Annotated in this window: 15 protein-coding genes; 11 read left to right on the top strand and 4 right to left on the bottom strand. The window is 34.8% G+C overall.

Annotated elements, in window-relative coordinates; translation table 11 throughout:
• Positions 1-38: 38 nt before the first annotated feature.
• Together rplS and trmD are read right to left on the bottom strand one after the other, a co-directional pair.
• Entirely contained in the window at positions 39-395 is a 357-nt protein-coding gene (gene rplS, locus GQN54_RS11430; protein ID WP_160633685.1) for a 50S ribosomal protein L19, read from the bottom strand.
• A gap of 66 nt (positions 396-461) precedes the next feature.
• A complete protein-coding gene (trmD, locus tag GQN54_RS11425) occupies positions 462-1,151 on the bottom strand; it encodes a tRNA (guanosine(37)-N1)-methyltransferase TrmD (protein ID WP_160633684.1) in 690 nt (229 codons plus the stop codon).
• Positions 1,152-1,438: 287 nt separating this feature from the next.
• On the opposite strand from trmD, the gene GQN54_RS11420 reads away from it, so the two are divergent.
• The 7 genes from GQN54_RS11420 (at position 1,439) to GQN54_RS11390 (ending at position 8,169) form a co-directional block, all read left to right on the top strand.
• On the top strand, positions 1,439-1,954 hold the full coding sequence (locus tag GQN54_RS11420) for a GNAT family N-acetyltransferase (RefSeq protein ID WP_160633683.1): 516 nt from the start codon (positions 1,439-1,441) through the stop codon (positions 1,952-1,954).
• Entirely contained in the window at positions 1,951-3,003 is a 1,053-nt protein-coding gene (mltG, locus tag GQN54_RS11415) for an endolytic transglycosylase MltG (protein ID WP_160633682.1), read from the top strand. Before GQN54_RS11420 ends, mltG begins: the two co-directional genes overlap by 4 nt.
• Before the next feature lie 61 nt (positions 3,004-3,064).
• Positions 3,065-4,474 (top strand): phosphohexomutase domain-containing protein, encoded by a 1,410-nt coding sequence (locus GQN54_RS11410; protein ID WP_160633681.1) that lies wholly within the window; start codon positions 3,065-3,067, stop codon positions 4,472-4,474.
• Between the two features lie 241 nt (positions 4,475-4,715).
• Complete coding sequence (locus GQN54_RS11405) at positions 4,716-4,934, top strand: hypothetical protein (RefSeq protein ID WP_160633680.1); 219 nt, start codon at positions 4,716-4,718, stop codon at positions 4,932-4,934.
• A 151-nt stretch (positions 4,935-5,085) separates the two neighbouring features.
• The gene (locus GQN54_RS15485; protein WP_235933068.1) at positions 5,086-5,253 is read left to right on the top strand and encodes a type II toxin-antitoxin system RelE/ParE family toxin; all 168 of its coding nucleotides are present in this window, start codon (positions 5,086-5,088) and stop codon (positions 5,251-5,253) included.
• Between the two features lie 306 nt (positions 5,254-5,559).
• Positions 5,560-6,627 carry a hypothetical protein gene (locus GQN54_RS11395; protein ID WP_160633679.1) on the top strand — a complete coding sequence of 356 codons (1,068 nt, stop codon included), beginning with the start codon at positions 5,560-5,562 and terminating at the stop codon, positions 6,625-6,627.
• Positions 6,628-6,639: 12 nt separating this feature from the next.
• Entirely contained in the window at positions 6,640-8,169 is a 1,530-nt protein-coding gene (locus tag GQN54_RS11390) for a T9SS type A sorting domain-containing protein (protein WP_160633678.1), read from the top strand.
• Between the two features lie 80 nt (positions 8,170-8,249).
• Here GQN54_RS11390 and apaG read toward each other — a convergent pair whose 3' ends face one another.
• Both apaG and GQN54_RS11380 read right to left on the bottom strand, forming a co-directional pair.
• Complete coding sequence (gene apaG, locus GQN54_RS11385; RefSeq protein WP_160633677.1) at positions 8,250-8,636, bottom strand: Co2+/Mg2+ efflux protein ApaG; 387 nt, start codon at positions 8,634-8,636, stop codon at positions 8,250-8,252.
• Between the two features lie 43 nt (positions 8,637-8,679).
• Positions 8,680-10,020: a type IX secretion system plug protein gene (locus tag GQN54_RS11380; protein WP_160633676.1), complete on the bottom strand. Its 1,341-nt coding sequence runs from the start codon at positions 10,018-10,020 to the stop codon at positions 8,680-8,682.
• 214 nt (positions 10,021-10,234) lie between these two features.
• On the opposite strand from GQN54_RS11380, the gene GQN54_RS11375 reads away from it, so the two are divergent.
• Genes GQN54_RS11375 through GQN54_RS11360 form a run of 4 tightly spaced genes read left to right on the top strand, consistent with a single transcriptional unit; the run spans position 10,235 to position 14,225 of the window.
• Positions 10,235-11,581, top strand: a complete 1,347-nt coding sequence (locus tag GQN54_RS11375; protein ID WP_160633675.1) for a Na(+)-translocating NADH-quinone reductase subunit A — start codon at positions 10,235-10,237, stop codon at positions 11,579-11,581.
• Between the two features lie 24 nt (positions 11,582-11,605).
• Positions 11,606-12,796 (top strand): NADH:ubiquinone reductase (Na(+)-transporting) subunit B, encoded by a 1,191-nt coding sequence (locus GQN54_RS11370; protein ID WP_160633674.1) that lies wholly within the window; start codon positions 11,606-11,608, stop codon positions 12,794-12,796.
• Between the two features lie 20 nt (positions 12,797-12,816).
• Entirely contained in the window at positions 12,817-13,539 is a 723-nt protein-coding gene (gene nqrC / locus GQN54_RS11365; RefSeq protein ID WP_160633673.1) for an NADH:ubiquinone reductase (Na(+)-transporting) subunit C, read from the top strand.
• 23 nt (positions 13,540-13,562) lie between these two features.
• Positions 13,563-14,225: an NADH:ubiquinone reductase (Na(+)-transporting) subunit D gene (locus GQN54_RS11360; RefSeq protein WP_160633672.1), complete on the top strand. Its 663-nt coding sequence runs from the start codon at positions 13,563-13,565 to the stop codon at positions 14,223-14,225.
• Positions 14,226-14,234: the final 9 nt, after the last annotated feature.

The raw sequence follows: 14,234 nt of genomic DNA, 5'->3' as shown, positions 1-14,234 counted from the left end.
AAGAGCGAAGGTTTTTTTAATCAAGCAATTTGATCTTATTATTTTTTTACAACAATCTTTTCTTTGATTCTTGCAGATTTTCCTGTTAAGTCTCTCAAATAGAAAATACGTGCTCTTCTAACATGACCCTTCTTAGTAACCTTTATTCCTTCAATAAAAGGAGAGTTACAAGCAAAAATTCTTTCTACGCCAACACTTCCTGACATTTTTCTAACTGTAAAAGTCTCAGTGTTACCGCTGCTTCTTCTTTGAAGAACTACTCCTTGGAAAGTTTGAATTCTTTCTTTGTTTCCTTCTTTAATCTTATAGTCTACAGCAATTGTATCACCTGCTTTAAAATCAGGAATGTTGTTGTTGCTGCTTAAATCGTTTTCAACAAATTGTATTGCGTTCATATCTTGTAAACTTTACCTCTAATAAAATTGGTCTGCAAAAGTAGCTATTAAAATTAAATCTGCAAACTACTCTGATGAATTATTTTTTAATAAATCTGGTCGGCGCGCCAAAGTTCGCTCCATGGCTTGCTCATGGCGCCATTCTTCTATCTTTTTATCATCTCCTGAGCGTAAAATTTCAGGAACTTTTAAACCTTTAAAGTCTGCAGGACGTGTATAAACTGGAGGAGCCAACAAATTATCTTGGAATGAATCGCTCAAAGCTGAGGTTTCGTCGTTCAAAACTCCGGGTAATAATCGAATAATAGCGTCTGACAATACTGCAGCGGGTAACTCACCACCAGAAAGTACATAATCGCCAATTGAAATTTCTAAAGTAACGTAATGATCTCTAATTCGTTGGTCGATTCCCTTATAGTGACCGGCCAATATCATTATGTTTCCTTTTAAAGAAAGATTGTTGGCAATTTGTTGGTTTAATCGAACACCATCAGGGGTCATAAATATAATTTCATCATAACTCCTTTCCGATTTCAGCTGCTCGATGCATTTTGAGAATGGAACAATAGACATCACCATTCCTGCTCCGCCACCATATGCATAATCATCAACTTGCTTGAATTTTTTCTCAGAGTAGTCTCTTAAGTTATGTAAGTGAATCTCTACTAACCCTTTTTCTTGTGCTCGCTTCAATATGGATGCAGAAAATGGGCTTTCTACTAACTCAGGTAAAACGGTGATGATGTCAATTCTCATTTTGCTTTCATTAATTGAAGTGAACAAAGTTATACCAATTAACCTTTTAAACTCTGTCTAAACTCTAAAACATTTTGATTAGATAAGTATAATTGGTAAATGCCGAGCTACTAACTAATGAGAATAGGAACGTTTATTCTCTGTACAGAAATACACATTGATCAATACAATCATGCTCAATAAAGGCTTTAAGTAAATGAAGAAAAGTATACGATATTTGATAGTGCAATCAGTATTAATGGTTACAAAATAAATAGACGGTGATTGTATTTTAATACTTTTGCAGCATGCAAGAACATCCCAAAGTTATTTTAAGAGCTATGGAGCCCCAAGATTTGGAGTTGCTATTCAGTTGGGAGAATAATCCTGACAATTGGCCTGTAAGTGGTACTCTTGCTCCATTTTCTAAGTATATGTTGTCCCAGTTTATTGCATCACCTCAAGATATTTTTACCAATAAGCAGTTGCGATTGATGATTTCATTAGAAGATTCGAACCGTTGTGTTGGTTGTGTTGATTTATTTGAATACGATGCATTGAGCAGAAGAGCTGGAGTTGGAATATTGATAGCTGATGAAAATGATAAAGGTAAAGGGTATGGCACGAGTGCTTTGGCTGCATTGGCTTCTTATGCAAAAAATACGTTGAATCTACATCAGTTGTTTTGCAATATTATGATAGATAATAAAGCGAGCCTTAAATTGTTTGAGCAGTCAGGTTTTGAATTAATAGGAGTGAAGAAGGATTGGCAGTTTATCCATGGTAAATGGACGGATGAAGCTATGTATCAAAAGAAACTATGAAGAAAAAAAAAGGAAGCGCAACGAAGAAAGCGATACTGATTGCTTTTGCGATTTTTACTGTGATAGGTCTGGTTATTGGTATGATTGTTTACGAGAAAGTGTATATGCCTAATGTAAAAATCAATGAAACAACTTACTTATATATTAAAACTGGAGCCAATTTACAAGATGTCAAAAGGGCCCTTGCCGAAAAAGAAATTATAAAGGATACCGCCAGTTTTGGATGGGTAGCCCAAAAAAAGAATTACCATAATCATGTGTATCCAGGCCGATACAAGATTGAAAAAAAAATGAGCAATAACGCATTGGTTGACTTATTGCGTTCGGGAATCCAAGAGCCTATTCAGTTGACATTTAATAATGTGAGGACAAAAAAAGAGCTAGCAGCTAAAGTAAGCACATATATAGAGGCTACTGAAGAGGAGATTTTAGCCTTATTGAAAAATGACGAAGTAGCTAGAAGTTATGGGTTCAATAGCCAAACCTTTATTAGCATGTTTATACCTAATTCCTATGAATTTTATTGGAATACTACTGCGGAAGGATTTATAAAAAGAATGGCAAAGGAATACAAGAACTTTTGGAATGAAAGTCGAGTTGCTAAAGCAGGAGCATTGGGAATGAAGCAGTCAGAAGTATCAACTTTAGCTTCTATTGTTCAAGCAGAGCAATTGATGCGTCCTGACGAGCGACCAAAAATTGCAGGATTATATTTAAACCGATTAAGATTAGGGATGCGGTTGCAATCGGATCCCACTTTGATTTTTGCCATCGGAGATTTTACTATTAAAAGAGTGTTGAATAAGGACATGGAGATAGATTCTAAATACAATACTTATAAGTATGCTGGTCTTCCGCCTGGACCTATTAACGTTCCAGAGATTTCTTCAATTGATGCAGTACTCAATGCGGAAAAGCATAAATACTTATACATGTGCGCGAAAGCAGACTTCTCAGCCTATCACAATTTTGCAACCAATCTGAGTCAACATAATGTGTATGCACGAGAATACCAGAGAGAGCTTAGCCGTAGACGGATAAATCGATAATTTTGTATATTTGTCGCCGTTTGAGAAAATAGATGAAAATTAGATATTTAGATATATTATTATGACAAAAATTAAGTTTGGGACAGATGGTTGGAGAGCAATTATTGCTAAAGATTATACTGTAGAAAATGTAGCTCGAGTGAGCATAGGTACAGCCAATTGGTTGAAATTAAATTTTGAAAATCCTTCTGTAGTAATAGGTCACGACTGTAGATATGCAGGGGAGATGTTCGCAGAAACAGCAGCAAAAGTGTTAGCCGACTCTGGTGTAAAGGTTTATATTGCTAAAGGATTTGTTTCCACTCCAATGGTTTCTTTAGGAACCTTGAAAACCCAATCTAGTTTAGGAATTGTTATAACTGCATCTCATAACCCACCTTCCTACAATGGATTTAAATTAAAGGGCCATTTTGGTGGACCATTGTTGCCCGCTCAAGTTCAGGAAGTAGAAGATTTAATTCCTGATGAAAATACAATCGACTTAGATGCCATTCGCTGGGACGAATTGGAGAAGAAGGGGAAAGTGGAGTATATTGATTTGGAAACCATGTATGTGGAGCATGTAGAAGCAAACTTCGACATGGAGGCAATCCGTAATTCGGATATGCACTTTGCTTTTGATGCGATGTTTGGGGCAGGTCAAGATGTAATGCGACGATTATTGCCAGACATTACCTTCTTACATTGTGAACATAATCCAGGATTTGAAGGCCAAGCACCAGAGCCAATTCACAGAAACTTAACGGAGTTCTCGGAATTACTGAAGCTATCTGAGGGGGACTTAGATTGTGGTTTAGCAGTAGATGGAGATGCAGATAGAATTGGATTATACAATTCAAGAGGAGAGTTTATTGATTCTCATCACATCATTTTGTTGCTAACGTATTACTTGGCAAAAGAAAAGAAAATGACAGGTAAAGTGGTCAATGCGTTTTCGGTTTCTCCAAAAGTAAAAAAGTTATGTGATGCTCTAGGTTTAGAATACCAAGTGACTAAAATCGGTTTTAAATACATTGCAGGTCATATGGTGAATGAAGATGTATTAGTTGGTGGAGAAGAGTCGGGTGGTATTGCTATAAAAGGACACATTCCTGAGAGAGATGGTATTTGGATGGGATTGGTGATTTGGGAATACATGGTAAAATCAGGTAAATCATTAGATGATTTAATTGACGAAGTTTATAAAATCGTGGGTGCTTTCAAATTTGAACGAATTGATTTGCATCTAGAGGAAAGCGACAAATTAAGAATCATGCAAAACTGCATCGATGGAAAATACAAAAGCTTTGGTGAATACAAAGTAGAAAAAGTAGAAGATGTTGATGGGTTTAAATTTTACTTCGCGAATGACGAATGGGTAATGATACGTCCTTCAGGTACAGAACCGGTATTGAGAACCTATGCCGAATCGAAAACAACTGAAGGAGCTTTCGCTATTTTGAAAGCAACGCATGAAGCGTTTAAGAAATAGTAGAGAACTATATAAATATGAAAGGCTGCATTAGTTGATGCAGCCTTTTTTTATTTTGCTAATCTAATAGCGCAGCCGAAGTGAAGTAAAATGACGTATGTTACAACCTGTCTGCCTAATAAGGACCATGTCCATCGGTATGGAGGATTCTATATCGCAATTGGAATTACGAGATATTTTAATATTCAGTAACTTTATATTCTGAAAGTAAAAACTGGGTTTTCCACAAAACAATCCAATTATGAAGCAAATAGTTTTAAATGTACCCGATAATAAGTATCAGTTTTTTTTGGAGTTGGTTAAAAGCTTACCATTTGTGAAAATTAAAGAAGAGCATACGTTATCTAAAAATGAACAAGAGTTTATTGAAGGGACAAAGAAATCAATAAAACAAGTTGATCAGCACTTAAAAGGGGAAGTCGTTTTGAAAACAGCCGACCAATTGATAGATGAGCTATAATATTTATACCACTGATTTTTTTACAAAAGAATTAAAAAAGCTTTCTAAGAAGTACCCATCTTTGAAGAATGATTTTAAGAAATTAGTTATTGAATTAAAATAAGAGCCAATACAGGGACAAGCTCTCGGTAAGGATTGTTTTGAAGTTCGAATGGCCATTTCATCTAAAGGGAAAGGGAAGAGTGGAGGCAGCCGCATAATCATTTGCGTTAAAAATGAGAATGATTCAATTTTCTTGCTCTCCATTTTCGATAAAAGCGATAAGGCCACTATTTCTGATAGGAAATTGGATCAACTCCTAAAAATTGTTGGGTTATAATTATTACGGCTGCTTCATTTGATGCAGCCTTTTTTTATTCTCAGAAATTGATAATCAAAATGTTAAATTTTTGATTGTTAGGTTGTAATGAAGAACCCCTGAATGCCTTATGGATATTAGTATTTCACACATTTTTAAAAGTTCGAGAATTTTTACCTTTGTAAGGCATTGATAAAAAGCGTTTTGTGTATTGATTTTTTATTTATGTTTGTGGAATTACTAATTTAATACTTAAACAAATGAAAAACTTAAAGAATCTCTCTCTCTCTCTCTAGAAAAGCTAGCTTTTACTTAATTGCAGCTGCAATGATTGGGCTAATGGCTTGCGAAAAGGAGGCAATTGAATCAGATCCCGTTATGCCTGGGAATTATTCAAATGGATTTAATAATGAATTACTTGCAAGTAGGATTGTTAATGAAACATATGCAAAGTATTCAGAAATGACTGATAAGGATTTTTTTAATGTCATAAATCCGATAAAAAATCAACTTGTAGAGAATAAGCAGCTTAATACGGACAAATCTGGAGAGGCTATTCCTTTAGGTGATATTTTCTTTTTTTATGAAGGGACAATAAATGCAATTCATGCTCATATTCTTGATCCAAATGATGAAATAGATAGCTATTTTTCAACTTTTGAAGTTCCAATTTTTGAAGAAGACGGCAAATACTTCATAGAAACTTCAGACTATAATTCTTTTTATTCTGAAATTCTGGATAATATAGATACTGAAATTAATGTTGATTCGAATCAGTACCTTATTCTGGCTGATTTATCATTAACAAATGTGAGTTCTAATTCAGCAACAATTAATGTAATGTTAGGTGTTGGTACAGCAGCTTCCTCTTCAATGAACTTCACATACACTCCTGGAGGGGAAGTTCATGGTTCAAATAAAGCAGGTTGGTGTGGCGCTTCAAATACTCAGGGAGTTGATGCAATGAACTTTATTTCAAGTTATTTAAATGGGTTGTCTACAACAGCTAATTTGGTATGTAATGCAAATGAGACTAAAGCTTTAATATTAAAAGGAACCTGGAAATTAGAAGATATTAATCAAAATACAACTATTTTCGGGAATGGATTCCAAATTGGTAATTACTATTGGCAAAGTTACACCAATTCTTGTATTGGGAATAATTCTGATACATATGATAACGAAGCACAATGGATGAATTGGTATAATAAATCAACTCAAAATTTACCTGCTGTGAAGAGTTATTTTACTGCTCAAACAGGCTTTCAAGATATGGAGTTTCTATACGCACAATTATTTGCATATAGTTCTGGAAACAACTTTGCAAATGCAAATGGGAGAAATTTTCACCATCCAGGATGGTACTTTTTTGGGAAAGCATACTGCGATCAATAAAAAAACTAGGGAATGAAAGAGTTTTTATTTATTCTAAATATGTGTTTTTGCTTTTTAAGTTTAAAATCACAAACAAACATACAAACTAGAATATTTTCAAGTGGTTTTAATGCTCAGGATTCAACATGGTTGATTCCTGAGCGCTTGTTTGAATTGAATGACTCAACTGTTTATTTTAATCATAGAACTAAACAATCTGGTCATCGCTTGCAATACCTTGTTCGCGTTTTTATAAATTCTAATAACTTAACAACAAGGTATGTAGATACTGTTTATAATTATCAGGTAGATGTTCCATTGTTGACAGATTCTCCTAGCACATTTAGCTATTTACCAGTTGTGTTCAATACTGTTGATGAAAAAAATAACAATTTTTATAATTTTAAAGCAGTCGCTTCACAAATTGATAAAAGTTTGCACATAGAAGTGTATTCGATTAATCAATTAGGATTGAGAAATGGCATTGTAAGTAGTTTCTCTCTAAAAAATCGAGTATTGTTACATTATCCACTAATTTATGATAGCACTATTTATTTGCGCTGTTTAAACTTAGCGAATGATACCGTTTTTCTCGAAGCGGTTAATGTGAATGGGAGCTATGTCGGTAACGGATCATTTGCTGATAACGCTATCTTTCCAAATTTTGCCTCAAGTAAAGGACCACTCGCTATTTCTCCTTTAAATGATTCATTATTGTTAATGGGAAATGAAACACTTCTTAATCTTATTTTTATTAATCGATTTAATTTTCAAGTCCAAAAAGTAAATAGCTTAACACAAGCTCAAACTATTTCATTAACGAACCAAAACCAATGGTCTGGTCATAATAATAATAGATATACTTTCTTTCCATTGTATTATGAAATTAGTGGAGAGTTGTTTCAAACTCCTTTTTTGAAAGATTTTAATTTTCAATTAGATCGAGGTGGGTTTTCAATTAGGCTCGATTATAATGGCACGATATTGTCAACTAGCGAGTATGGTAATGATACTATTAATGAGATAATTACTAATAATTTTTTAAAAGGCAATGCTCATTACTACATTGGTTCTTCTAGTTTTGACCTAGTTTCCAGATACGCACAAGATTTCAGAGGTTTATTTTTATGTAAGCAAACAACTCTAAGTCGGGATAGTATAATTCTTTATGGTAATAAAAATCATATTGGTTACAGCGTCGTAGTAAACAATAATGATGACGTCTTTGCATTAAGCCAATATTCCAACGCATGGACTGATGACAGCATTTTTACAGTGGTCACTAAGATTCCAAATTCGTTTTTAATTGGAATTAAAGAGAATAATCCCCAAATCACTTCTGTTCGAGTATTTCCAAATCCTACAATGGATTTATTAAAAGTAGATGGAGCAGAAAACGGTGATTCTTATCGAGTAGTTTCTATTTCAGGTCAACTGATGCAAGAAGGTATTCTTACCAATGAGAAATCGATTAATGTAGCAGCTCTAAAACAAGGAAGCTACATTCTGCAGTTGGGCAGTCAACAACAAACGTATCGAGCTAATGTGTTCATAAAACAATAGAACGTTTAACCAATATTAAAAAAGCCGATGAATCTATTTCAATGATTCATCGGCTTTTTTGTGTTGATGTGTTTTTTTCCTCAATTCAATCGATAAGGCGTTATGAATCGAAATGGATCGATGTCAACTTCAAATAGTTTCTCTTCTTCTAAGTTTTTGAATAGGTATTTTCCTTTCATCAAACCAATGTCTGATTTTAATCGACAAGCAGATTGATAAGCGTACTTTTCATTGGGTAAAATCGTGGGCTGTTGACCTACTACACCTTCACCATCCACAGAGTATTTGTGCCCTATAGAATCTAAAATGTCCCAGTGTCTCCTCAAAAGCTGAAAGGGTTTGTCAGAATTGTTTTCTATCGTAATAAAATAATCAAAATAATAGATTCCATTCAATGGTTTTGATTCTCTAGAGTTGAACCTAGTTATCGTACTTATTTTAATATTGTTTGTTAGTTTGCTTACCATAACTCATTGTTTTGGATGACACTCAAATATAGAGAATTAATCATTAATTAAACGAGACACTAATTAATTGGTCGTAAACCGTGCCCATTGGCCGGTGATAGACAAATATGTAATATTCGTTTTGTGTTTCAAAATGGGAGCCTTCAACAGTGAATAAATCACCTTCCTTTTCTCCATCTGGCAGAAAGGCATATATATAATTATAATAGCCTTGTTTTAAATAGGGGGAAGCGGTATAGGCTTTGTTTTCATAGTCGTATTGCATTTTAAACTCTTCATTAAATTCCCAATTGGTCAATCGACCAAATACATATAAGTCGCCATTTGCTAATGGTTGTTCCATTTTTAAGTTGAAGTGCACATTGGCATAGTCGGCCTCATTGAAACTATCACGACTGTCGTCTCTTTTTACTAAAAATTGACCATTTAAATCTTGTTGAGTCAAATAACGAATATGGGCTCTAGAGTTTTCAGGGAATAAATAAACGTGGTATTTATTATCTTCTTCGTAGGCTATGCTCCCTACATTCATCGATTGGTATCTCAGGTCTTTGATGTCAAAATTTCGAAATTCATTTCCTGCCCAAAAAAGATTTTTGTCCTCATAGTTATAATCTAATTCTCCGCCTTTCATGTATAATGGTTTCAATCCCGTTATGGCATTATCCCATCTAAAGTTTTGACGAATCACAACATTCAACTCTTGAAAGGGGTCATTGATGGTGTAGTCCGGATGGAGTATTGAAAAGTCTACTTCATGCTTAAAATCCCTGTAACGAGCTAAAGTGGCAGCCTTAACATTGGCAACAACTTCTACCTTGTTGTCCACAACATAAAATTGTTTGGTTAGTAACAAGTCTTCTTCGTTACCATTGGAGTAAACCTTCAAAAGGTAATTACCTGACTTTATGAATTTAAAATCGTTTGTTGGAAAGTTTAGTTGGTAATTAATGTAAGGCTGAGTGGTGTTGAATGAAAATTTATAATCCTCTACAAAACCATTAGCAAAACCACTCATATATTCCGGTTGAATAAGAATAGATGGCTCCCAGTTGGCATCGCAATGCACGAAACTGTAATTATACGTTTCAAACTTTTTGCCCATAACATCAAAACTCAAAGTCAATTGGCCATTGTCTCGCATAAACAATAAAGGATAGGTCATCGGAAAGTCTTTCTGAAACAACTTTACCGTTTTGACATTTTCCTTGTAAATATGGTCTTCATATCGCAAGAAATTTTCTTCGTAATAATCCGTATTATCGTTAGTTGTGCTGCTAACATTGTCATTTGATGTTATCTCTTTTGGTGGCTTGCTTGCGTTTTTTGATGGGTTACAGGCAAGTAGAATTACACACAATATACTTAGTTGGATTTTTCGCATTTAGTCTTGTTTGAGTACGAAACAAATATATTCAAACCAATTTGAAAACGATTTGTTTCCTTTATTATTGGACTCCATCGATGTCATAGTTTAATAATTTTTATGAAACATTAAGTTTAGGTTAAAAATCTTGTATAAAAGTTTTACAAAAAAACTTGCCTATAGTTTAGTAATAATTAAATTTGCGCCCGATTTGTATATTGAAACAATTACTATGTCAAGAGAGATAAAAATCAAACGCGGTAAAGACATTAAGCTTGTAGGTTCTGCAGAGAAGATACACGCCAATGGTTTACGTTCAGAAACGGTAGCCCTTAAACCTTCAGATTTTATTGGAATTAGACCTAAAATGTTGGTTAAAGAAGGTGATGTTGTTAAGGCAGGAACTCCTATTTTCTTCGATAAGAATAATGAAGAAGTGAAATTCGTTTCGCCAGTTAGTGGGAAAATTGCTGAAATTAAAAGAGGTGCTAAGCGCGTTATTTTAGAAGTGATTATTACTGCAGATTCAGAGATTGCTTACGAGAAATACGAAGTAGGTACTAGCTTATCAAGTGATAAAGTAAAAGAATTGATGCTATCTTCAGGTCTTTGGCCAATGGTTAGACAACGTCCATTCGATGTAATTGCCAATCCGAAGGAAGCGCCAAAAGCAATTTTTATCTCTGCTTTTGATTCAAGTCCTTTGGCTCCAGATTACGACTTTATATTACATGGTCAGTCGGCAGCTTTTCAAGCAGGAATTGATGCTATCGCTAAGTTAACAACTGGGAAAGTGCATTTGAATATCAACGGAGCAACTAGAGCTGATGAAGCTTTTACTGCGGCCAAAGGTGTTCAGTTGAACAAATTTGTTGGACCACACCCTGCTGGAAATGTAGGTGTTCAGATTCATCAATTAGAGCCATTGTCTAAAGGGGAAACCATTTGGTTTGTGAATCCGCAAGACGTAGTAACAATTGGAAAGTTTTTTATATCAGGGCAGTACGACGCTAGTAGAATTGTTGCATTGGCTGGTTCTGAGGTAACTAATGCCAAGTATTACAGAACTGTTATTGGAGCATCCGCAAAGAGTATCTTTACCAACAATGTAAAGGAAGGTTCTAATAGATACATTTCAGGAAATGTATTGACTGGAACTAGAATTGAAATGGATGGATATTTAGGTTTTTACGATCATCAGTTTACTGTTATTCCTGAAAATCATGAGCCAGAGTTATTCGGTTGGATCATGCCTAATTTCGGTAAATGGAGTAATTCAAGAGCTTTATTTTCTTGGCTAATGCCTAATAAAGAGTATAAGTTGGACTCCAAAATGAACGGCGAAGAAAGAGCGTTCGTTGTAACGGGGCAATACGAAGAAGTGTTTCCGTTCGACATCTACCCACAACAGTTGATTAAATCAATAATGATAGATGACATAGAAGCAATGGAAGAATTAGGAATATACGAAGTGGCTCCTGAGGACTTTGCGCTATGTGAAGTAGTTTGTACTTCTAAATTGCCGTTGCAGTCAACTGTAAGAAAAGGTCTTGAAAAATTAAGAATTGAATCGTTATAAATTATTATCTAAAAGATATACAAAGTGAATATATTTAGAAAGTTATTAGATTCTGTAAAGCCAAACTTTGAGAAAGGTGGTAAGTTGGAGAAGTTTTATCCAGCATACGATGCATTCGAAACATTTTTGTTCGTTCCAGGACATACGGCTAATACAGGTGCTCACATTCGTGACGCAATAGATTTGAAGAGAACGATGATTACTGTGGTGATCGCCATGATTCCTGCATTACTATTCGGGATATGGAATACCGGTTACCAACACTTTTTAGCATTGGGTCAGCCTGATACTGCCTTTATGGACATGATTGCTTTTGGAGCTATGAAAGTACTTCCAATTGTTATCGTTTCTTATGCAGTAGGACTTGGTGTTGAATTCGTATTCGGTATCATAAATGGTCATAGCATTAATGAGGGCTTCTTGGTGACTGGTATGTTAATTCCTCTATGTTTGCCAGTAGGTATTCCATTGTGGATGGTTGCTGTTGCTACATTATTTGCAGTTGTAATTGGAAAAGAAGTTTTTGGAGGAACAGGAATGAACATTTTGAACGTTGCTTTAACAGCACGTGCATTTTTGTTCTTCGCTTATCCAACATTAATGTCAGGAGATAAAGTGTGGATAGATACCACTACTGCAGCTGGAGAAACACTAGCTGATGGTTATACAGGAGCAACTTTATTGGCTCAGTCTACTGAGAGCGCTACCAACTATGTAAATGCAGCCGGCGTTCAATTTACTGATGTTTTCTCAGCGGCGTTTATGGGGACTATTCCCGGTTCTATCGGAGAGACTTCAGTTTTAGCGATCTTAATTGGTGCTGCAATTTTAATCTACACAGGTATTGGAAGTTGGAGAATTATGTTGTCAGGCGTGATTGGTGGATTAGTAATGTCATTAATATTTAATGCATTTGCTGTAAACCCATTCATGGAAGTGCCTGCTATCAATCAACTAGTTTTTGGTGGGTTTGCATTTGGAATTGTGTTTATGGCAACAGATCCTGTTACAGCAGCGCAGACTACCAGAGGGAAGTGGATCTACGGATTCCTAATTGGAATATTTGCAATTATGATTCGAGTATTTAACCCAGCGTATCCAGAAGGAGTAATGTTAGCAATTTTATTCATGAATGTAATGGCTCCGCTTATCGATCATTATGTAATTAGAGGAAATGTTAGCAAGCGTTTAAAAAGAGTTAAAGTAGCTGCATAAGCTCATAAAAAATAAAAGACATGGATGTAAATAAGAACAGTTATATTTTCGGCTTCTCCGCAATTTTGGTAATTGTAGTAGCTGCTATCCTTTCATTTGCTGCAGAGAGCTTGAAGCCGATGCAAACTGAAAATGTAAGAATAGAAAAAATGCAAAATATCTTGGCTTCTGTTGGTGTTGAAGCAACTCCAAAGGAAGCTGGAAAATTATTTGATCAATACATTGTGGACCAAAAGTTATTGAACCATGAAGGTAAAGTGGTTGAAAAAGATGGTTTATCTGCATTTGATATAGACGCAGTAAAACAATATAAAGACAAGAACTTATCGGATTCAGAAAAGTATTATCCACTATTCACTTTTCAGAATGAAGAAGGAAAAAGATATATTGTTCCAATGGCAGGAAAAGGTCTTTGGGGGCCAATTTGGGGATATGTTGCTTTTGCAGAAGATATGAATACTATTGCAGGTTCAACATTTGATCACAAAACTGAAACGCCTGGTCTAGGTGCTGAGATTAAAGAAAAATTCTTTACAGAGAAATTCATTGGAAAAACCATTTTTGAAGGCGACGAATTTGTTTCTGTTGAAATCGTTAAAGGTGGTCAACCATGGGATTCTCCGCATAAAGTGGATGGTATTTCAGGAGGAACAATCACAAGTGTGGGTGTAGGTGAAATGATGGAAAGAACGCTCAGCGTTTATGTCCCTTATTTTAAAAGCAACCCTAAAGCAAGTCTATAATTATTATTTAATAATACAGTATCATGAGTGAAACTGCAGAAGTGAAAGTAAAAGAACCTTTATTTTCAAAGAAAAATAAAAAGCTATTAACAGATCCATTAAATGATGATAACCCGATTACTATTCAAGTATTAGGTATCTGTTCTGCATTAGCGATTACCGTTCAAGTAAAACAAGCATTCGTAATGGCTTTATCTGTATTGGTCGTTATGATTTTTTCTAACCTTATCGTTTCTTTAATGAGAAACTTGATTCCTTCAAGAGTTCGAATTATTGTACAATTGGTTATTGTAGCAGCTTTAGTAATTCTGGTAGACCAGGTGTTAAAGGCATTTGTATACGATGTTTCAAAACAACTTTCAGTATTTGTTGGTTTGATTATTACCAACTGTATTATCATGGGTCGTTTGGAAGCATTTGCATTAGCTAATAAACCTTTTCCATCTATTTTAGATGCGATTGGTAACGCTGCAGGTTACGGATGGATTCTAATTGTTGTAGCTGTTTTTAGAGAGTTCTTTGGAAGTGGAAAACTATGGGGAATTCAAGTTATCCCTCAATCATTTTATGATTTTGGATACTTTAATAATGGTTTGATGATTTTACCTCCAATGGCATTGATCACAGTTGGAATCATTATTTGGGTTCAGCGTTCAAGAAATACAAAATTAATCGAGTCTAACTAAGAAATAATA

Origin of the sequence: Acidiluteibacter ferrifornacis (assembly GCF_009909615.1) — a bacterium.
GTDB classification, from domain to species: Bacteria; Bacteroidota; Bacteroidia; order Flavobacteriales_E; family Vicingaceae; genus Acidiluteibacter; species Acidiluteibacter ferrifornacis.
This window is presented reverse-complemented; position numbering and strand designations above follow the sequence as displayed.

Excerpts from the sequence above, each read along its gene's own strand:
- rplS (WP_160633685.1), bottom strand. The coding sequence starts at position 395 with ATGAACGCAATACAATTTGTTGAAAACGATTTAAGCAGCAACAACAAC.
- trmD (WP_160633684.1), bottom strand. The coding sequence starts at position 1,151 with ATGAGAATTGACATCATCACCGTTTTACCTGAGTTAGTAGAAAGCCCA.
- GQN54_RS11420 (WP_160633683.1), top strand. The coding sequence starts at position 1,439 with ATGCAAGAACATCCCAAAGTTATTTTAAGAGCTATGGAGCCCCAAGAT.
- mltG (WP_160633682.1), top strand. The coding sequence starts at position 1,951 with ATGAAGAAAAAAAAAGGAAGCGCAACGAAGAAAGCGATACTGATTGCT.
- GQN54_RS11410 (WP_160633681.1), top strand. The coding sequence starts at position 3,065 with ATGACAAAAATTAAGTTTGGGACAGATGGTTGGAGAGCAATTATTGCT.
- GQN54_RS11405 (WP_160633680.1), top strand. The coding sequence starts at position 4,716 with ATGAAGCAAATAGTTTTAAATGTACCCGATAATAAGTATCAGTTTTTT.
- GQN54_RS15485 (WP_235933068.1), top strand. The coding sequence starts at position 5,086 with ATGGCCATTTCATCTAAAGGGAAAGGGAAGAGTGGAGGCAGCCGCATA.
- GQN54_RS11395 (WP_160633679.1), top strand. The coding sequence starts at position 5,560 with ATGATTGGGCTAATGGCTTGCGAAAAGGAGGCAATTGAATCAGATCCC.
- GQN54_RS11390 (WP_160633678.1), top strand. The coding sequence starts at position 6,640 with ATGAAAGAGTTTTTATTTATTCTAAATATGTGTTTTTGCTTTTTAAGT.
- apaG (WP_160633677.1), bottom strand. The coding sequence starts at position 8,636 with ATGGTAAGCAAACTAACAAACAATATTAAAATAAGTACGATAACTAGG.
- GQN54_RS11380 (WP_160633676.1), bottom strand. The coding sequence starts at position 10,020 with ATGCGAAAAATCCAACTAAGTATATTGTGTGTAATTCTACTTGCCTGT.
- GQN54_RS11375 (WP_160633675.1), top strand. The coding sequence starts at position 10,235 with ATGTCAAGAGAGATAAAAATCAAACGCGGTAAAGACATTAAGCTTGTA.
- nqrC (WP_160633673.1), top strand. The coding sequence starts at position 12,817 with ATGGATGTAAATAAGAACAGTTATATTTTCGGCTTCTCCGCAATTTTG.
- GQN54_RS11360 (WP_160633672.1), top strand. The coding sequence starts at position 13,563 with ATGAGTGAAACTGCAGAAGTGAAAGTAAAAGAACCTTTATTTTCAAAG.